Annotated in this window: 18 protein-coding genes and 1 tRNA gene; 5 read left to right on the top strand and 14 right to left on the bottom strand. The window is 60.8% G+C overall.

What is annotated here, in order from left to right; genetic code table 11:
• Positions 1 to 93: 93 nt before the first annotated feature.
• A complete protein-coding gene (locus QEO92_RS10680) occupies positions 94 to 1278 on the bottom strand; it encodes an efflux RND transporter periplasmic adaptor subunit (protein WP_227702965.1) in 1185 nt (394 codons plus the stop codon).
• Between the two features lie 57 nt (positions 1279 to 1335).
• Positions 1336 to 2085 carry an alpha/beta hydrolase fold domain-containing protein gene (locus QEO92_RS10685; protein WP_227705137.1) on the bottom strand — a complete coding sequence of 250 codons (750 nt, stop codon included), beginning with the start codon at positions 2083 to 2085 and terminating at the stop codon, positions 1336 to 1338.
• A gap of 220 nt (positions 2086 to 2305) precedes the next feature.
• Between QEO92_RS10685 and QEO92_RS10690 the strand changes: the two genes are divergently transcribed.
• Complete coding sequence (locus QEO92_RS10690) at positions 2306 to 3241, top strand: LysR family transcriptional regulator (protein ID WP_227702966.1); 936 nt, start codon at positions 2306 to 2308, stop codon at positions 3239 to 3241.
• A 116-nt stretch (positions 3242 to 3357) separates the two neighbouring features.
• The gene (locus QEO92_RS10695) at positions 3358 to 4554 is read left to right on the top strand and encodes an MFS transporter (RefSeq protein WP_227702967.1); all 1197 of its coding nucleotides are present in this window, start codon (positions 3358 to 3360) and stop codon (positions 4552 to 4554) included.
• Between the two features lie 47 nt (positions 4555 to 4601).
• On the opposite strand, the gene QEO92_RS10700 is transcribed toward QEO92_RS10695, so the two are convergent.
• The 8 genes from QEO92_RS10700 to QEO92_RS10735 form a co-directional block, all read right to left on the bottom strand.
• Positions 4602 to 4677 (bottom strand) — tRNA-Lys (locus QEO92_RS10700).
• A gap of 234 nt (positions 4678 to 4911) precedes the next feature.
• Positions 4912 to 5829, bottom strand: a complete 918-nt coding sequence (locus QEO92_RS10705) for a PhzF family phenazine biosynthesis protein (RefSeq protein ID WP_227702968.1) — start codon at positions 5827 to 5829, stop codon at positions 4912 to 4914.
• 65 nt (positions 5830 to 5894) lie between these two features.
• Entirely contained in the window at positions 5895 to 6647 is a 753-nt protein-coding gene (locus tag QEO92_RS10710) for an NUDIX hydrolase (RefSeq protein WP_227702969.1), read from the bottom strand.
• Entirely contained in the window at positions 6644 to 7753 is a 1110-nt protein-coding gene (locus QEO92_RS10715; RefSeq protein ID WP_227702970.1) for an endonuclease/exonuclease/phosphatase family protein, read from the bottom strand. Before QEO92_RS10715 ends, QEO92_RS10710 begins: the two co-directional genes overlap by 4 nt.
• A gap of 51 nt (positions 7754 to 7804) precedes the next feature.
• Positions 7805 to 8845, bottom strand: a complete 1041-nt coding sequence (locus QEO92_RS10720) for an ABC transporter ATP-binding protein (protein WP_227702971.1) — start codon at positions 8843 to 8845, stop codon at positions 7805 to 7807.
• Positions 8833 to 10527: an ABC transporter permease gene (locus QEO92_RS10725; protein WP_227702972.1), complete on the bottom strand. Its 1695-nt coding sequence runs from the start codon at positions 10525 to 10527 to the stop codon at positions 8833 to 8835. Before QEO92_RS10725 ends, QEO92_RS10720 begins: the two co-directional genes overlap by 13 nt.
• A 12-nt stretch (positions 10528 to 10539) precedes the next feature.
• Entirely contained in the window at positions 10540 to 11523 is a 984-nt protein-coding gene (locus QEO92_RS10730) for an ABC transporter substrate-binding protein (protein ID WP_037147287.1), read from the bottom strand.
• A gap of 153 nt (positions 11524 to 11676) precedes the next feature.
• Positions 11677 to 12900: an aminotransferase-like domain-containing protein gene (locus QEO92_RS10735; protein ID WP_227702973.1), complete on the bottom strand. Its 1224-nt coding sequence runs from the start codon at positions 12898 to 12900 to the stop codon at positions 11677 to 11679.
• A gap of 201 nt (positions 12901 to 13101) precedes the next feature.
• Here QEO92_RS10735 and QEO92_RS10740 point away from each other — a divergent pair, with 201 nt between their 5' ends.
• On the top strand, positions 13102 to 13560 hold the full coding sequence (locus tag QEO92_RS10740; RefSeq protein ID WP_227702974.1) for an RbsD/FucU family protein: 459 nt from the start codon (positions 13102 to 13104) through the stop codon (positions 13558 to 13560).
• Between the two features lie 55 nt (positions 13561 to 13615).
• On the opposite strand, the gene ilvC is transcribed toward QEO92_RS10740, so the two are convergent.
• The 3 genes from ilvC to QEO92_RS10755 form a co-directional block, all read right to left on the bottom strand.
• Positions 13616 to 14635, bottom strand: coding sequence for a ketol-acid reductoisomerase (ilvC, locus tag QEO92_RS10745; protein ID WP_037147297.1), 1020 nt, complete (start codon positions 14633 to 14635; stop codon positions 13616 to 13618).
• A 39-nt stretch (positions 14636 to 14674) separates the two neighbouring features.
• Positions 14675 to 15313: a TetR/AcrR family transcriptional regulator C-terminal domain-containing protein gene (locus tag QEO92_RS10750; RefSeq protein ID WP_227705138.1), complete on the bottom strand. Its 639-nt coding sequence runs from the start codon at positions 15311 to 15313 to the stop codon at positions 14675 to 14677.
• A gap of 132 nt (positions 15314 to 15445) precedes the next feature.
• Positions 15446 to 16354 carry an AraC family transcriptional regulator gene (locus QEO92_RS10755; RefSeq protein ID WP_227702975.1) on the bottom strand — a complete coding sequence of 303 codons (909 nt, stop codon included), beginning with the start codon at positions 16352 to 16354 and terminating at the stop codon, positions 15446 to 15448.
• A gap of 209 nt (positions 16355 to 16563) precedes the next feature.
• Here QEO92_RS10755 and QEO92_RS10760 point away from each other — a divergent pair, with 209 nt between their 5' ends.
• Positions 16564 to 17610, top strand: a complete 1047-nt coding sequence (locus QEO92_RS10760) for an NAD(P)-dependent alcohol dehydrogenase (protein WP_227702976.1) — start codon at positions 16564 to 16566, stop codon at positions 17608 to 17610.
• Between the two features lie 53 nt (positions 17611 to 17663).
• Here QEO92_RS10760 and QEO92_RS10765 read toward each other — a convergent pair whose 3' ends face one another.
• Positions 17664 to 18020 (bottom strand): winged helix-turn-helix transcriptional regulator, encoded by a 357-nt coding sequence (locus QEO92_RS10765; protein ID WP_227702977.1) that lies wholly within the window; start codon positions 18018 to 18020, stop codon positions 17664 to 17666.
• A gap of 202 nt (positions 18021 to 18222) precedes the next feature.
• Between QEO92_RS10765 and QEO92_RS10770 the strand changes: the two genes are divergently transcribed.
• On the top strand, positions 18223 to 19107 hold the full coding sequence (locus QEO92_RS10770; RefSeq protein ID WP_227702978.1) for an SDR family oxidoreductase: 885 nt from the start codon (positions 18223 to 18225) through the stop codon (positions 19105 to 19107).
• The last annotated feature ends 47 nt before the right edge of the window (positions 19108 to 19154 follow it).

Here is a 19154-nt window from a genome sequence, read left to right on the forward strand (position 1 = left end):
ACGGAAAGCGTCCGCCCTGCAGTCCATCGGGGCTGCAGGCTACAAACGCGAATGATGTCTTGGAGGCTGACCGGCCAGCAGCCGGTCAGCGGATTACTTTGTAGCGACCTTGGCCTCGTCCTGCGGCTCGACCAGTGCGCCGGGACGGATACGCTGCAGGCCGTTGACGACGATCCGATCGCCGGGGTTGAGCCCCTTTTCGACAATCCTGAGGCCATCCACCGCCGAGCCCAGTTCCACCTGCCGGTAGGCGACGGTATTGTTGGCATCAACCACGAAGACGAATTTCTTGTCCTGATCGGTGCCGACGGCCTTTTCACTGACCATCAGGTGATCCTCCGACTTCGGCTGGCCCATGCGCACCCGCACGAACTGGCCCGGGATAAGGCGACCACCCGGATTGTCAAAGACGGCGCGCACACGGATCGTGCCGCTCAGAGCATTCACTTCGTTGTCGATAAGCTGCAACTTACCGCGGATCGGAGCACCACCGTCGGCCAGCGTGCTGACCTCCACCGGCACCTGCTCGATTGCTGGAGCGCCGTTCTGAGCGGGAAGCTGCGCCAGTATCCGGGTCACCAGCTCTTCGCTGGCGTCGAAACTCGCATAGATCGGATCGGCGGAAACCAGAGTGGTCAGCGGAGCGGATTCCGAACCCGATGCCACGAGATTGCCGACAGTGATCTCCAATCTGCCGACCCGGCCGGAAATCGGCGCCCGAATCTCGGTATAACCGAGATTGAGCTCAGCCACTCTCAATTCCGCCTTGGCGGACTGGAGGTTGGCAAGCGCTTCGCCTTTGGTGCTCTGGCGCTGTGCAAGATCGCTTTGCGAGATCGTATTATTGGCTGCCAAGGTCTTGCCGCGTTCAAGTTCGGTCGTGGCAAGCTGAACCCTGGCTTCAGCGGAGGCCACCTGCCCTTCGGCCTGTGCGACCGCCGCCTCGTAGGGTTCCGGATCGATGGTGACGAGCAAGTCGCCCGCCTTCACCAGTCCGCCTTCGCGGAAATGCACCGCCTGGATCGTGCCAGCGACACGCGGACGGATCTGCACGCGGTCGACGGCCTCCAGCCGGCCGGAGAATTCCTGCCAGGTGGTGACGTTGCGCGGCTCGATGGTTGCGACGGTCACCGGAACGGCCGGTGCCGCCGCGGCGGCTGTCGCAGGAGCGGCATTCGCTCCTTGCGGTATGTCGAGATAGACGGAGGCCCCTGCAATCAGCGCGGCCGTACCCAGTCCGGTACCCCACAGGGCCCAGTTCTTGATCTTCGATGTCATTGCTACTCTCCTTACGGCCTAGGGAGCAGGCCGCGATCTTCCTTCAAATATAATATGCTATGCACTCAATTCGTGGACGAAGCCGGTAAACTCGGAGCAAAGTGTCTCCATCCATTTTCCGCTGCCGCCCTTGTAAATACCCGTCCAGCCACAGCCGACCGGGAAAACCTTCTGCCTGACCGATACGCCCGACGCTGCCAGCCGCTCAGCATAACCGATCGCCTCGTCGTGCAGCGGATCATCCTCCGATGTCACGATCAGCGCCGGGGCGACACCCGAAAGCCGCGAACAGAGGCACGGTGCGGCATAGGGATGCTGGAAGCCGCACGCAGAGCGCAGATAGTGGCTCCAACCTTCCGCCCAGCGCTGCCCCATGCCGATCTCGTCGGCCCGGTTGAACGAATTGCTCGCCATCATCGGGTCGATCATCGGCGACATCAGGATCTGCCCGCTCAGTTCGCCCGGCAGTACGTCGCGCGCTTTCAACGCCACGCCAGCTGCGATATTTCCGCCTGCCTCGTCCCCGGCCACGAATAGCTGGGACTTGCTCAAGCCGCCATACAGCTTCCGCTTTGTGCTCAGATACGCGAGCGCCATAAACGCATGTTCCATAGCCTGAGGAAACCGGCTGTCGGACCCCCTGGCGTAATCTGCTTCCAAAACGATCGCGCCGGCGTCCACCAGCGCAGTGCCTGCCGGCCGCTCTGCCTCTTCCAGCCTCCCGCCCTGAAAGGCATCACCCCGAAAGTAGAGAACGATCGGCGCTCCCTTCACCTTCACCTTTGCCGCATCGCCGTAAAGGCGCATCGGGATCGGGGGTACGGGAGGACCTTCCAGCCCGATATTCTCCCAAATCCCACTGACGACCTTCTCACTCACAACGGACTCGCTTCGGTGCCCACAAGGGGGCAGCTCTTGCCTTATCACTTGGAACATATATTATTGTTCGCAGCGTTGACCACAAGTCAGCCTAACGGACAACACTATTCCAAATTGATGGACAATACCGCATCGCAACAGGTGACTTATGGATCAGCTTTCAGCAATGCGCGTTTTCGTCAGGGTCGTCGAAACCGGCAACTTCACGCGCGCCGCCGCAACGCTCAACATTCCGAAGACGACGGCGACCAACATGGTGCAAGCACTGGAATCGCATCTCAGCACCAAGCTTCTGAACCGCACGACGCGGCGAGTCATAGTGACCACCGATGGGGCGCTCTATTATGAGCGTGCGATCCAGATTCTCTCAGAAATTCAGGAGCTTGACGGCAGCATGTCGAACTCGCAGACGACGCCCTCCGGGCGTGTGCGGGTGGAGATGGCAGGCGCCTTCGCCGACCTTGTCGTCATTCCTTCGCTTTGCGACTTCTATACACGCTATCCGAACATCCGCCTGGACATCGGGGTCGGCGACCGGCTGGTGGACTACATCGCCGAAAACGTGGATTGCGCGCTTCGCGGCGGCACGCCGAAGGATCAGTCGCTGATCGCCCGCAAGGTCGGCGAACTCAGGATGAAGACCTACGCCTCGCCGGAATATATCCGCCGCTTCGGCCTTCCCTCTCATCCGAAGGAACTGGAGGACAAGCACATGTCCGTAGGCTATCTCAACGCCACCGCCGGGCGGACGATGCCTTTCGATTTCCGCCGCGGCGAGGAGGTGATCGAAGTAGCTCCGCGCTATGTCGTCTCGGTCAACGACGCGCGCAGCTATCTCACTGCCGCAACCACCGGCATGGGCGTCGCCCAGGCGGCCCATTTCATGGCCCGCGATCCGGTCGCACGCGGCGAGCTGGTCGAGGTTCTTGCGGACTGGGAATGCGAATCTCTACCTCTCTACATCGTCTATCCGCAGACGCGCCACCTCTCGAACAAGGTTCGAGTCTTCGTCGACTGGCTCGCCAAGCTGGTGCAGAACCTCAAGATCGAGGAAAATCGCGAGCAGATCCGGAAGGCTGGCTGAACGAGGCGTTCCTGCAACCATAAATCATGCTCTTCGCAAGGAATTTATGCTTCGGCACCTGTGAGGATGGTAAAGCCGTTCGAGAGTTTGCCTTTGATGATCGGAACAAGCAGAGCATGACACGTTGGGGACATGTCGCAATCGCCGTGCTGGGCGGCATCGCAGCCGCACTGCATGTCGGCAAGGTACCGCCCGCGATCCCGATGCTGCGCTCGGAACTTGGCATGGATCTCGTCGCCGCCGGCTGGCTGATGGGGCTGGTCAGCGCACTCGGCGCCGTCTGCGGCATCCTCATCGGCCGCTTCACCGACCATCTGACCCATCGACGCGCGATGATCCTCGGCCTAGCCCTGCTCGTCGCAGGCAGCCTGATCGGTGCCGCGACCCATTCCGAAGCGGTGATCTTCGCCAGCCGCGTGCTGGAAAGCGTCGGCCTGATCATGGTCTCCGTCGCGGCGCCCGGCCTGATCGCCTCATCGATCGATCCGCGCGATACGGGGCTCGCCTTCGCGCTCTGGGGCGTGTGGATGCCCGTTGGCGTTTCCGTCATGATGATGATCTCGCCCTTCCTCCTGCCGAGCTTCGGCTGGCAGGGTTCCTGGGTTTTCGCAGCCATGCTGAGCCTCGTTCCGATGATTGCGTTGATGACGATGAAAACGGCGCAGCCGAGGGCCGCCGGGCAGGTTTCGACATCGCTGCCGGCGGCGGTCAGGCTCACCGCATCCCGGCCGATGTCCTGGATCCTTTCAGGAATCTTTGCCACCTACAGCGCAAGCTTCATGGCTGTCTTCGGCTTCCTGCCGACGCTGTTGATCGAGGATATGGGGATCGGCCTGGCGGCTGCATCCGTCATGACCGCGCTTGCCGTGCTCGCAAACGGCGTCGGAAATGTGCTTGGCGGCGTTTTCGCCCGATGGGGCGCGCCACGCTGGATATTGATCGCCGGCCCCTGCATCATGCTGACGATGACGGCCTTCATCGTCTTCGGCCACGCCTTTCCGCTGTGGATGAGGTATGGCGCGTCAGTGCTTTACGCCGTTTCAGGTGGCGTGCTGCCGGCGACGATCATGGGTTCTCTGCCGGTCTATGCCCCGCGCCGCGACCTCGTCGGCACATTCAGTGGCTTCGTCATGCAGGGGTCCAATATCGGCCAGGTATTCGGTCCGATGCTGCTCGCGTCGATCGTCGCGGCATCCGGCTGGCAGGCGGCGCCTTACTACATCTTCTCCACCACGACGCTCGGCTTCGCACTCGCTCTGTGCCTGCGCCAGACCGAGCGCCGCATTGCGGCGGCTCAACCCAAAGCCGCGTGAGAAGACGCTCGCCTCTGCCCGGAAATTTCTTTCGTCATGGAAGGAGATGGTGGGTGATGTAGGGCTCGAACCTACGACCCGCTGATTAAGAGTCAGCTGCTCTACCAACTGAGCTAATCACCCAAGACCGTCTGCGGCGAGGCGTCCTCGCCAGCGGTGTGAGGGGGCGTATAAAGGGGAACGTCGGCCTTGTCCAGCGGCTCTGTAAAAATTATTTGCCTCTTCGGTCAAAAAATCCAACCGGATGGAACTCCAGCGGATATGGAACGGGCCAAATTCGCACCAGATGCGCAAAGAGCAGAAGTTTCAACAATTTACCGCGTCACAATATCGCAATCTTCGACGCATGCCGAAAATTCAAAGGTCAAGCATACCTTCCGCAAGCCTGACGGCTTGCCCGCCGATCCGTGCCTTGGCAATCTCGGCATCCTTCACGTCGATATGCAGGTAGATGAAGGACGGCCTGCCCATTTCGACGCCCTGCTCCACGAGGAGAGGATGATGCCCATCCGGCAGCGCATCGAAATGACGGATCGCGCCAGAAAGCGCAGCGACCGCGGCGCCCGTCGCCGGGTCCTCGGAAATCCCCATGTCCGGCGAGAACATGCGTGCGTGGAATTTCGCCTGATGGTGGACGCCGCCACGACAATAGACATAAGCGGAAGCAAGCGCCCCTTCGACGAAGGGAGCAGCCCTTTCCCAAAGGAGCGGATCAAATTCCAGGTTCTGCACAATGGCAAGATTGTGCAGCGGAATCATCAGGAAAGGCACGCCGGCGCTCCAGATCGACGCCACGTGATTCTCGAACCCCATATCCGTCGATTTGACGCTGAGCGCATCGGCAAGCCCCTGATGGTCGAGCGGCAGGTCGATCCGTTGGGGCTTCCTCGGCAGGTCGAATTCCGCAAATCCGGCCTCACCGGCCCGAAGCCGCACGGCACAGCGCACCGGTCCGACATTTTCCTCCAGCACGCAGACGAGATCCATGTCCGCTCCACGGATGCCGTGATCACGTTCGGCAAGCGCTATCGCAGTCCCAACCGTCGGATGTCCGGCAAAGGGAAGTTCCCTCCCGGGTGTGAAGATCCGCAGCCGCGCGGCATAGGCGGGATTGGAGGAAGACTTCACGAAAACCGTTTCCGAGAGATTCATTTCCCTCGCAATTGCCTGCATGGCATCGTCGGCAAGACCGTCTGCGTCAAAGATGACCGCTAAAGGATTGCCGGAAAGCTTCCTGTTGGTGAAGACGTCATAGATGCTGTAGCGACGGGCCAACAGCAGTTCCCTCCCTGCAATTTTCGATGGTGCCAAACTGCCCGAGCAGCCCATCCAGTGCAACCCTATTCGGCAACGTCTTGCCCTTGGCCGAAATACCAGTTCAGAACGGGCAACATTCCGGCATGGTAAGGATGGACTGAAGGATCGGCCGAACGGATCGCCACCGCGCCCGCGATTTCCTTATCTTCGGCAACCTGCATATGCTGCTCGATCCGAGCGATCATCTGGTCCGCGGTCTCATCGAATCGGAAGAGCCGGAACAGGGTCACGGTCCGCCGGAAATGAGCGATGTAGTATCCGTCGCTTACAGTCGCATCATGCAGTTCGATCCCCGTCTCCTCCAGCACCTCGCGCCGCATATTGAGTTCGGGGTCACAATGACCGTCAACGACGTCATCGGGGTCGAAGGAGCCGCAGGCAAAATAAACCATGCCCGCATTCGCCGTATGCGCTCCCATCCGGATGGCCACCAGGGCACCGTCCGAAGTTTCCAGAACCGGATAGGAATGGATATGCAGCGCACCATGCCGTTCCGGCTGCTTGCGCCACCATAAGAAGGTGGAAAAGGGCGCGACGTAGCCTTCACTGACAATGCCGCCCCGTACCAGGCCGATCCGCCTCTGAAGGATCATCCGACCGTCGAACAGGGCAGGATTGGCGGCCACTTCCTGTCTCCAGTTCTCAGCGATCGCCTCCCGTTCGGCAAGGTGGAATGGATGGTCGCCCGTCATGATGCGCATCCTCACCTGGTCGACATGGAAAACGGTCCTTTCCGGCGGCAAGCCGGAAAGATCGTCGGAAAGTTCGATGGTCATTGGAGCTCCAGCGTCATGACGACAGGACAATGGTCCGACGCCTTCGGACGGTCCCATCCGATGCGCGGAAATCGCTCGACTTCCTGTCCCGGAGGAAAGACGGTGCGATAGGGCTGCCCACCGCGGATGATCTCGGGAACACTGTCCGGATTGTACTCGGCGAGCGCGGGAGAAAGCCAGATATAGTCGAGCTGGCAGAGATGCTGTTCCTCAGGCCCGCGAGCGTGGTAAAGCGTCCAGCGATCCATCCCGTCACGGCGCTGCATCGGGTTCACCGCGAAGCCGTCACCACTGAAGACGTCGAGCGCGCTCTTTTCTTCCCGCCTTGGCTCGAATCGGTAGCCTTCGCGCCGCGTGCCGATCACCTGCACCTTTTCCTGATAATCGTTCATGTCGCCGCAGATGGCGAAATTCCTGGTCCCGGTCCGCCCCATGCCGAAGCGACGTTCGATGATGTGCCGCACCGCCCTCGCCTCAGCCGTGCGGATCGCCATGGTGCCGGTTCGTCCGTCCAGGCCCTCGCGCGAATTGCTCATGGACTTGAAATGGACCACGTAAAGCGACAGAGGCTTTCCGCCGACCTTCAGTTCGACTTCGAGGCAATCCCGCTTGAATATCTTGTCATGCTGCTGGTTGGTCAGGGCCAGTTCCTCATTGAACAGATCAAGGTCCTGATAGGTCAGCATGGCGTGACTGCGGATATCGATCACCTCGATCGGTTCGCCCGCCCGGGTCTCTTCACGCATCAGCACCGCGACATCGATGCCGCGAGAATCATTGCCCTCGACGAGATATTTCTGGCGATAGCCGTTTCCGACCATGCGGTAGAGATAGCCGTATTCGAAGGCCTGCAGCGCCGGCATGTTGTCGACCTCCTGCAGGCAGAGAATGTCGGCATCCGCTTCGGCGATCGCGAGCGCCGAAAGCTGCCGCGTATCGTCGGTTTCAGCGATCAGGCGGGCCTGTTCCAGTTGCTGGTAGACCGCCTTGTCCTGCACGTCGTAGAGTCTCAGCACGCGATCCTGCCGAAGCTGGTTGCGCCAGCCGGAAAAATCGAAACGCGTCATCAGGTTTTCGATGTTGAACGTGCCGAGGCGCAGCGACATGCGGAGATTCCCTATTCTCATCAGCACCATAACCACCAGAATGCCGCGTGGCTACAATCTCCAGGCCGAGCGGATGATAACCGTGAGGGTATCACCAACCCTGACCGATCGACGGCTGAAGGCACGCAGGGTCTGGCCATCCGCAAGGGCAAGACGCAGCGCATAACGCTCACCTTCGAAGAGAACCGAAAGAACGCTGACCGCCACCCCTTCCGTCGCGATCTCCACATCCTGCGGGCGGACAAGGATATCCGCAGCCGGATCATTCCCCCGCCCAATCTCCCGCGTTGATAACAGTGACTGCACGGCCGGCCAGTCGAGAAGCCGCCTGTCACCATCCGGAGACGGAAGGGAGAGAATTGCACCCTGCCCCACCAGGCCGCCGACCAGCCGGCCTTCCGGCCGCGCATAGATCTCCTCGGGGGCCGCCACTTGCAGGAGCCGGCCTTCCGACATCACCGCCACGTCCGTCGCAAGCGCCATCGCCTCCGCCTGGTCATGTGTGACGTAGATCATCGTCGCCCCTGATCGCGCATGAAACTCGCGAAAGGTCTCCTCCATTTCCTGCCGCAGATGCCGGTCAAGATTGGCAAGCGGTTCGTCGAGCAGCACGACATCGGGTTCCGTCACGAGGCAGCGGGCGAGCGCGACGCGCTGGCGCTGGCCGCCGGACAGGTCGGCCGGTCGTCGATCGGCGTAGCTCTCGAGCCGGACGGCAGAAAGGGCATCCTTCACTTTCCGTTGTCTCTTCTCGCCGGAAATGCCGCGCACCTTGAGCGGATAACCGATATTCTCCGCGACGCTCATATGCGGCCAGAGCGCATAGGACTGGAAGACCATCGCCATGTTGCGGTTTTCCGGGGGCACCATCTCGCTCGCATCCGCCAGCACCCGTTCGCCGAGCAGGATCGAACCGTCTGTCGGCTGCTCGAAACCGGCGATCATCCTGAGCACGGTCGTCTTGCCGCAGCCGGAAGGGCCGAGCAAAGCCAGAAAGCCGCCTTCCCTGACGGTGAGCGACACGCCGTTCACCGCGGGCCTGCCGCCCGTTTCAAACGACTTGGAAAGGCTGTTGAGGATCAGCTTCGCCATGGCACCACACCTTTCGGCAGTCGCTTCGCCATCAGTTCCAGCACCAGCATCATCACCACGACCATAATGACGACGAGCACCGACAGAGCCGAGGCGAGGTTGAAGCTGCCGCTGTCGTCGAGATTGTAGATGGCGACACCAAGCGTCTGCGTGCCGGCCGACCAGAGGAGCGCCGAGATGGTCAGCTCGTTGCAGGCGATCAGGAAGACGAGGATCACCGAGGCACCGGCGGCCGGCGCCACCAGCGGCACGAGAATATCGGCAAGCCGCCGTCCGAAACGCGCCCCCGAAAGCCGCGCCGCCTCTTCGAGCGAGGGATCGAGCTGCCGGAAGGCGCTCACCACCGGCTTCAGGCTGACGGCAAAGAAACTTGAGAAATAAGCGATCAGGATGATCCATATCGTCCCGTAGATCGAGATGCCGATCACCGGAACGGGTGCCGCAAAGACGAGGATAAAAGCCACTGCCAGCACGATGCCCGGCAGGGCATAGGGGATCTCGGCGAGAGCCGCAATGACCGGTGCGAACCGGCTCCTGCCGCGCACCAGGAAATAACCGGTCAGCACGGTCGCTGCCAGGAGACCAAATGCCGTCGTCAGCGCCAGAGTGACGGAGTTGGTGAATGCCGTGCGCGTCACCGTCTGGCGGAACAGGATTTCCTCATAGGCTTGGATGGTCGCGGTCGAAGAACTCAGCGGCACGCCGTAGGCGGGCGCCAGCGAGCTAGCAACCAGCGCCGTCAGCGGCATCACGAGAATGATCAGGATCGTCAGCCAAAGCGCGATCTCCGCAAACCACCGCCAGGCTCCCAGCCGAAACACCGCCACCTGCCCGGACAGGCCGATAACGCGATAATCACGTCCGCGCAGCACCCGTTCCTCCACGATGAGCCCGACAATCGACAGGATTGCGATCATGGCTGAAAGCAGCGAGACATCCGCGAACGTGCCGGGTCCGAAACTCGCGAATTTCGAATAGATCAGCGTCGGCAGCGTATAGATCGAAGCGGGGATGCCGAGGATTGCCGGAATGCCGAAATTGCCGACGCAGGAGACGAAGGCGATCGCCGCACCTGCGGCAAAGCCGGGCAAGGAAAGCGGCAGGATCACATCCTTCAGAACCTGCCAGGACGATGCACCCGAGAGCCTCGCCGCCTCCACCCCATCGCGTGGCAAGGCCAGCAGCCCCGCCCGGAGCGAGAGATAGACGAGCGCCGCGTTCTGCACGCCGTAGAGCAATGCAATCCCACCGATGGAATAGAGCGGCTGCGGGCTTCCGAGCGGCGGCGCCAGCCCGAGCGCCTTCAAAAGCGTGCTCGAAGGTCCGGTCATGCCGATCCACGAAAGCGCCGTCACCTGCGGCGGGATCATCGTCGGCAGCATGAAAAGGAAGCCGAGCGCCGCCTTGCCGCGGATATCGAACAGTGTGAGCAGAAGCGCGAAACCGCCGCCGAGCACGACCGCCGCAATCATGCCGAAGAAGGATGTCGTCAACGTATCGTAGACCGCCTGCCAGAGAGCGGGATCGGAGAGAAGCTGATGCGCCCCGCCCTGCATGGCCGACACGATACCGGTCACCGCAAGCCGCCCAAGCGGCAGCACGCTCAGACAAAAGATTACCGTTACGACAAAGGGAAACAGCCAGCGCGGCTGGCTGTTTCCCTGATTCTTAGGTCGCGTCATCAGGCGTTTATATCAGCCTTTGGTGCCGAAGATATCCGAGAAGGTCTTGACGTCGTTCTCGGAATTCTTGAGAGCCTCCGAGGCGTTGATCGGCAGAACCTTGATCGTGTCGCGAGCCGGAAAGCCGGCCGGAACCGCCATGCCGGTGCGAGCCGGGATATAGCCGAGCTGCAGGAAACCCTCCTGCCCCTTCTCGGAAAGCACATAATCGATGAACTTCCTGGCGTTTTCGGCATGCTTGGTGGAAGCGAGGATCGCTGCGGGCTCAGTCACGGCAGACACGCCTTCCTTCGGGAAGACGAACTCGACCGGTGCGCCCTTGGCCTTTTCTCGGATCGGCATGTAATCGACCACGACGCCATAGGCCTTCTCGCCCGATGCGACCGACTTCAGCACGCCGCCATTGCCGCCTGCGGCGATCGCACCATTATCCTTGAGCTGCTTGTAATAGTCCCAGCCGAGATCGGGAACGGCAGTCAGCGTCTGGGCGTGAATGAGCGCGGCACCCGAGGCGAGCGGGCTCGGCATGGTGACCAGACCCTTGGCTTCCGGCTTTGCAAGGTCGGCCCAGCTTGCAGGCTTCATCGACGCCTGGGTATTGTACATGATGCCGGTGGTGATGAGCTTGGTGGAATAATAATAGCCGTCCGCGTCGTAGAGGGCCTTGTCGTAATTGGCGGCTTCCGGCGACTTGTAGGCAAGAAGCTGCCCGGCCTGCTTCATGCGCTCCAGCGTCACCGTGTCGGCGATCAGCAGGACATCGGCGACCGGGTTGCCGGCCTGGATCTCGGCATTCAGCTTCGCCATGATCTGCGGCGTCCCGTCGCGAACCCACTCGACCTCGATACCGGGATTGGCGGCCTTGAAACCGTCGACGGTGGCCTGCGCGTCTGCATTCGGCTGGCTGGTGTAAAGCACGAGGTCGGCGGCTTCGGCCGCTCCGGCGATCATGCCGAACGCCACGAGCGCGGAGAATGCGGAAAGAAGGTTCTTCATCGGAGGTCCTTTCGAGAACATATCACCCGCTTAAACACAGTCTTCTGACACGTATGTGACAATGGACGCTCCCATACGAATCCCCCTCCCGAAATGCAGAAAGCCCCCGTCTCCTTCCGGCGACAGGGGCTTCGAAATCACACCTCGTGATAATCAGGCGGCCGCACGGATTGCATTGGTGATCAGACGCCCGAGCCGCTGGATGCCCTCGTTGATCATCGCCTCGTCGGCGCAGGAGAAGGAAAGACGCAGCGTATTGGCGCCGGAGCGGTCGGCAAAGAACGCCTGCCCTGGCACGAAGGCCACTTTTTCGGTCTCGATCGACCGGGCGAGCAGATCGGCGCCATCCAGGCCGGCAGGCAGCGTCACCCAGACGAACATGCCGCCTTCCGGCTTCGTCCAGCTTGTGCCCTTCGGCATGTATTTGGCGAGCGCTGAGAGCATCGCATCGCGGCGCTTGCTGTAGGCAGCCCTGATCTTGGCAACCTGAGCATCGAAACCGCGCGAGGCGACGTGTTCGATGGCGATCTGATTGATCGTCGAGGAATGCAGGTCGGCAGCCTGCTTCATCAGCACCAGCTTGCGGATGACCGGCATCGCGGCAACCACGAACCCGACGCGCAGGCCAGGCGCCAGCGTCTTGGAAAAGCTGCCGCAATAGATCGTCCGGGTGTTCTCGATGCCGCCCTTGCGGGCAGTGTCGAGCGCCAGGATCGGCGGAATCGCCTCGCCGTCATAGCGTAGATGCTGATAGGCAGCGTCCTCGATGACGGCGACATCCAGTTCATCAGCAAGTTCAAGGATCTTGTCGCGACCGGCCCGGTCGACCGTCTCACCGGTCGGGTTGGCGAAGTCGACCGAAAGATAGGCGAACTTCACGGCTCCGCCGGCCTTTGCCGCCGTCTCGCGATAGGCATCCGGCGTGCGGTTGCCGAAGGAGAGCTGGTCATAGTTCGGTTCATAGGCGTTGAAGGCCTGCAGCGCCCCCAGATAGGTCGGCCAGGTGACGAGTGCGGTGTCCTTCGGCGACAGGAAGAGCTTGCCGAGATAATCGAGCGCCTGCTGCGATCCGGAGGTGATGAAGACGTTCTCGACCTCGCACTGGACGCCGATACGGGCCATTTCGCCGCGGATCCATTCGCGCAGCGGCTTGTAGCCTTCGCTTACCGAATATTGCAGCGCTGCATTCACCTGCGCGCCGGAGAAGATATCCGCATAGGCTTGCCTGAAAGCCTCGTCCGGGAAAAGCGCCGGATCGGGAATGCCGCCCGCGAACGAAATGATGTCCGGCCGCTCCAGGAGTTTCAGGAGTTCGCGGATTTCGGAGGCGCGCATGCGGCCGGAGCGCGTCGCGAAGATATGTTCCCAATCAAGCACGGAATGTTTCCTCTTATTTCAACTTTCTATGTGCGATCTTTACACAAAGATCGATAGGTCAGCAATACTGACCTATCGGGTTTCTTCTCATTTTCTTCTGTTTAGCACCGCCCGGAAGCGCTTGCCAGAAGAGCGTTGAAAAGACAGGTTTGCCGTAACCGGGATCGTACGGGAATATCCGTGGCCGAAGAGGAGGAAGACATGCTCAAGAACATCGATCCGGCGTTGAACGCCGATGTGCTCCACGCCCTGCGCTCCATGGGTCACGCCGACACTTTGGCGCTCGTGGACACCAATTTCCCGGCCGATGCGATCGCCCGCCAGACAACGCTGGGCAAGCTCCTGCACATGGACAATATCCCGGCAGCCCGGGCGATGCGGGCGATCCTCTCGGTTTTTCCGCTCGATACCCCGCTGCAGCCATCTGTCGGCCGGATGGAGGTGATGGGTGATCCGGATCAGATTCCGGCGCCGCAGCAGGAAGTCCAGGCCGAGATCGATGCGGTCGAGGGAAAAACGACATCCATGTACGGCATCGAGCGCTTTGCGTTCTATGAACATGCCAGGAAGGCGTACTGTGTCATCACAACCGGCGAAACGCGGTTCTATGGTTGTTTTCTGCTGACCAAGGGCGTTATTCCGCCCGCTGCCGAACTCTAAAAGGAAAGCGCCACGCACGGCTTCTCGTGCGTGGCGCGGTACAAAACCGGAAAGTTTAGTTCACCGACTTGTCGACCAGCTTGTTCTTGCCGATCCAGGGCATCATGCCGCGCAGCTTGGCGCCGACTTCCTCGATCTGGTGGCTGTCGTTCATGCGGCGGATGCCCTTGAAGCGGGCCATGCCGGAACGGTATTCCTGCATCCACTCGGAGGTGAACTTGCCGGTCTGGATATCCTTCAGCACGCGCTTCATCTCGGCCTTGGTCTCTTCGGTGATGATGCGCGGACCGGTGACGTATTCGCCCCATTCGGCCGTGTTGGAGATCGAGTAGTTCATGTTGGCGATGCCGCCTTCATAGATCAGGTCGACGATCAGCTTCACTTCGTGCAGGCATTCGAAATAGGCCATTTCCGGCGCATAACCGGCTTCCACCAGCGTCTCGAAACCAGCACGGATGAGCTCGACCAGACCGCCGCAGAGAACGACCTGTTCGCCGAACAGGTCGGTTTCGCACTCTTCCTTGAAATTGGTCTCGATAATGCCCGAACGGCCGCCGCCGACGCCGCAGGCGTAGGAGAGAGCGAGTTCAAGCGCATTGCCGGAAGCGTTCTGGTGAACGGCGACGAGGCAGGGCACGCCGCCGCCCTTCTGGTATTCGCCGCGAACCGTGTGGCCCGGGCCCTTCGGTGCGATCATCACGACGTCGACCGAGGCCTTCGGCTCGATCAGGCCGAAATGCACGTTGAGGCCGTGGGCGAAGGCGATTGCCGCGCCGTCGCGGATATTCGGGGCGATCTCGGCCTTATAGATGTCGGCCTGCAGTTCGTCCGGGGTCGCCATCATCATCAGGTCGGCCCACTTGGCAGCTTCGGCAACGGTCATCACTTTGAAGCCGTCGGCTTCCGCCTTCTTGGCGGTCGCCGAACCGGATTTCAGCGCGATCGCAACGTTCTTGGCGCCGGAATCCTTGAGGTTCAGCGCATGCGCGCGGCCCTGGCTGCCATAGCCGATGATGGCCACGTTCTTTGCCTTGATGAGGTTGATATCGGCATCCCGATCATAATAAACGCGCATCGTTATTCCTTCCCTATGCGTGTGATTTGTTGATGTTCGTCATCGTCCCGCGAAGGCGCCGAGCGCATCCGCCGATTGCTTCTGCGTACCGTGCAGCGTCAGGAAGGCTTCGACCGCCCTCTCCGCCTGGCGCGCATTGTCCTTGAGGCCGGGTTCGCCGAGCAGCATGCGCACATGCAGGTCGGAGACGATCAGGCCATAAAGCGTGTGGTAGGCTGAATCCGCGTTGTCGAAACGCAGAAGCCCTGCCCTCTTGCCCTGTTCGATGAGAGCCATGGCGCGCCGGTCGATCTGGCGACGACCGTGCTCCAGCAAGAGCTTGCCGAGCTTGGAACCTTCACGGCTGGATTGGCCGATGGCGAGCCGGTTGAGCGCAAGCGATACGTCGCCGGCAAGCACTGCCAGCAGATCGCGGGCAAAAAGTTCGAGATGGTCGTGCAGCACATCCACCGTCAGCCGTTCACCGGGGCGTTCATGCGTGCGTACCTTGCTCGCCTGATAAGCGATCATCGCGGCCAGCAGGCCTTCGCGGTCGCCGAACCACTTGTAGAGGCTTTCCTTCGAGCAGTTGGCCGCCCGAGCAAGGCCCGAAGTCGTCAGCGCCTTCTCTCCGCCTTCCACAAGCAACCGAAGTGCCTGTTCCAGAACGGCGTTCTGGCGCGGCGTAAATTCGGGCATGTCGGCGGCGTCGGGTTTCACTGCGATATCCTTTGCGTACCGTACGGTACGGTTCTTGATCCGCTTATGGCGCAGGCAAAGCCGGCCGTCAAGAGGGAGGGATCCGAATGTGTCAGCGAAATTGGCCGGAATTTATTCCGCGACAACGGCCTCGCAAACCGCGTCCATATCCCTTGCCGGCGACACGCCGTAGAGCCGGCTGTATTCTCGGCTGAATTGCGATGGGCTCAGGTAGCCGACGCGGTGGCCGGCATTGCCGGCATCCAGCCCCTCGACCAGCATCAGCCGGCGGGCCTCGTGAAGCCGGAGGCGCTTCTGGTACTGCACCGGCGTCATGGCGGTGATCGTCTTGAAGTGATGATGGAAGGACGACACGCTCATGCTGACGTGTTCTGCCAGATCTTCGATGCGCAACGGCCGTGCGAAATTTTCTCGGAGCCATGCGATGGCGCGGGCTATCCTGTTGCCGTGATTGTCAGCAACAGCGATGTTGATCAATTGTCCGCCGGCCGGGCCGGTGAGAATGCGGTAGAGGATTTCCTGCTCGATCAGCGGTGCCATCGCCCCGATATCTCCTGGATTATCGAGCAAACGCATGAGCCGCACTGCGGCATCGAGAAGCTCCGGCGTCGCATGGTTGACGACGATGCCGCGCTGCCCGCTCGCCGGCACATTCGGCTGTCTTATACCCGCGCGGCTGAGCAGGTCGAGCAGTCGTTCGCCGTTGATGGCAAACGTCAGGCAGAAATGCGGGATCTCCGGGCTTGCTTCGACCACACGCCAGACGACCGGCAGGTCGAGCGAGGTCAACAGATAGTGACCGGGACCGTAATTGATGGTATCCGCCCCGAGTTGCACGCTCTTTGCCCCCTGAATGACCATCGCGAAACAGGGACGGTAGCTGCCGTGGCAGGGTACGCTCGGCGTAGATCGGCGGCTGATCGCGAGGCCTTCGATGGTCGTCAGGTGCTCGCCGTCACCCGAGGCGAAGCGGTGTGAGATCGAGGCGATTTCCCGATAGGGGTTGAACGGCAGCGTCATGCGGTAAACCCCTCCTGGGCCGATGGAAACGCTGTCTGCGTTTGCCCCTATTTAGAATGCCTCTCAGCATCCGCAAATAGCCGCCCCGCACACTTTTGCAGGATCGTGCAAGAAGCTTGCAGGATCGATCTAACGCTGTTGCGGTCGGCCGAGGCATAGTCTGCCCGTCCAATTCCCCTCCCAACTTCAAAAGATGATTGGAGCTTTCCATGGCTATTGCAAGAGGCTATGCCGCCACCGACGCGTCGAAACCCTTGACGCCCTTTACCTTCGAGCGCCGCGAACCCAATGCCGATGATGTGGTCATCTCGATCCAGTATTGCGGCGTCTGCCATTCCGACATCCACCAGGCCCGCAACGAATGGGGCAATTCCCATTATCCCATGGTGCCTGGCCACGAGATCGTCGGCACGGTGACCGCCGTCGGTTCGTCGGTCACGAAATTCAAGATCGGCGACCACGTTGGCGTCGGCTGCTTCGTCGATTCCTGCGTCGGCTGCGCCGCCCGCGATCTCGACAACGAGCAATACCTGCCCGGCCTCGTACAGACCTATAACGATTTCGAAGCCGACGGCGAGACGCCGACCTATGGCGGCTATTCCGATTCGATCGTCGTCAAGGAAGGCTACGTCCTGTCGATTCCGGACAATCTGCCGCTCGACGCTGCAGCCCCCCTGCTCTGCGCCGGCATTACCCTCTACTCGCCGCTGCGCCACTGGAACGCCGGCCCCGGCAAGAAGGTTGCGATCTTGGGTATGGGTGGCCTCGGCCACATGGGCGTCAAGCTTGCTCATGCGATGGGCGCCGACGTGACGGTGCTCAGCCAGTCGCTGTCGAAAAAGGAAGACGGCTTGAGGCTCGGCGCGGACCACTATTATGCGACCAGCGATGCCGAGACGTTCAAGGCGCTCGCGGGCACGTTCGACCTCATCATCTGCACCGTCAGCGCCGAGATCGATTGGAACGCTTATCTCAACCTGCTCAAGGTCAACGGCTCCATGGTCCTGGTCGGCGTTCCGGAACATGCCGTGCCCGTGCATGCCTTCTCATTGGTTCCAGGCCGCAGGAGCCTCGCCGGCTCGATGATCGGTTCGATCAAGGAAACCCAGGAAATGCTGGACTTCTGCGGCGAGCACAACATCGTCTCGGAGATCGAGAAGATCAATATCAGCGAGATCAACGAGGCCTATGAGCGCGTCCTGAAGAGCGACGTACGCTACCGCTTCGTCATCGACATCGCCTCGTTGAAGGCTTGATCGAAACGGTTTGATAAAAGAGGGCGGCTTTCGAGCCGCCTTTTTTCACGTCACTATACTTCGCTTTCATCGAACTTCGCACGTGCCGCCTTCACTGCAGGATGATTCTCTTCTGCCCATCGCAGCACCTTGGAAAGCGGCTCGAACAAGGAACGACCGAGTTCGGTCATCCGGTATTCGACACTCGGCGGCTTGGTCGGAAAAACCTGTCTGTCGACATAGCCATCGCGCTGCAGGTCACGCAGCGTCTGGGTCAGCATGCGCTGCGATATGTCCGGCACCAGCCGGCGCAGTTCACCGAACCGATATGGGCGACGCGCCAAAGCCTCCAGCAACAATGTCGACCACTTGCCGGCGATGCGGTCGATGACATCGCGTACGGGACAATTGCCGGCATCCCAGCCGGACATATCACATTCCTGGCCGCCCAGGACGGGTTTGTGAGCTGACTTGAGCACCATGGGAGTGGTTCCCTCCAGGTAACGATCTCCCCGAAAACTGCCTCCTTTACACAACATAGTCAATTCCTATTCTAGTGTTAGTCTCTTTTCGAGACCAACATTCCATACCGCGCCGAAAGCGTCGGTTTGCTGCTAGGAAGGAAATTCTGAGATGACCAAACTCCTCGTCACCGGCGCCGCTGGAAAGCTTGGCCGCGCAGTCCTCCATCACCTTATGGAGACCGGCGGGATCACGCCGGGCGATATCGTCGCCGCAAGCCGAGATACAAAAAAGCTCGCCGATGTGGCGTCCAAAGGCATCGAGACACGCATCGCCGATTTCGACGACGAAGCAGGTCTCGTCAAGGCATTCACCGATGTCGATCGCGTGCTGATCATCTCGACCGATGAACTCGCGACACCCGGCAAGCGTATCGCCCAGCACAAAGCTGCCGTCTCCGCCGCAGTAAAGGCCGGCGTCAGGCATATCGTCTACACCTCGATGCCGAACCCGGACAAGTCGCTCGTGAGCTTCGCGCCCGACCATCTCGGCACGGAAGAGGCGATCAAGGCAAGCGGCATTCCCTACACGATCCTGCGCAATTCCTGGTATGCCGACAATTATCTGATGGGCATGCCGCACAACCTGCAGGTTGGCACGTGGTACACCGCCATGGGCGCCGGCAAGGTTTCCAACATCACGCGCGACGACTGCGCCCGCGCCGCCGCTGCAGTGCTCGCCAATCCGCCGGCCGGAAACAGGATCTTTACCCTGACCGGCCCGGAGTCGCTGAGCGCAGACGAAATCGCCGCACGCGTCGCCAATGCGGCGGGGAAACCGCTCGAAGTCGCGAATGTCACCGACGAACAGCTCACCCATGGCCTGACAGGTGCAGGTCTGCCGGGTTTCGTCGTTCAAATGCTCGCCTCGGCCGACGCCAATATCCGCGCAGGCAATTTCGACCTGGTGACGGACGATTTTGAAAAACTCACGGGTCGCAAGCCACAGAACCTTACCGCCTATCTCGAAACGCAAAAGGCGGCGCTGACCGGCTGAGGCAATCGTCAGCTTGGATTGCAAATCTAAATTATCCGATGTAATTA

Origin of the sequence: Neorhizobium petrolearium (genome assembly GCF_029854435.1) — a bacterium.
Classification (GTDB): domain Bacteria; phylum Pseudomonadota; class Alphaproteobacteria; order Rhizobiales; family Rhizobiaceae; genus Neorhizobium; species Neorhizobium petrolearium.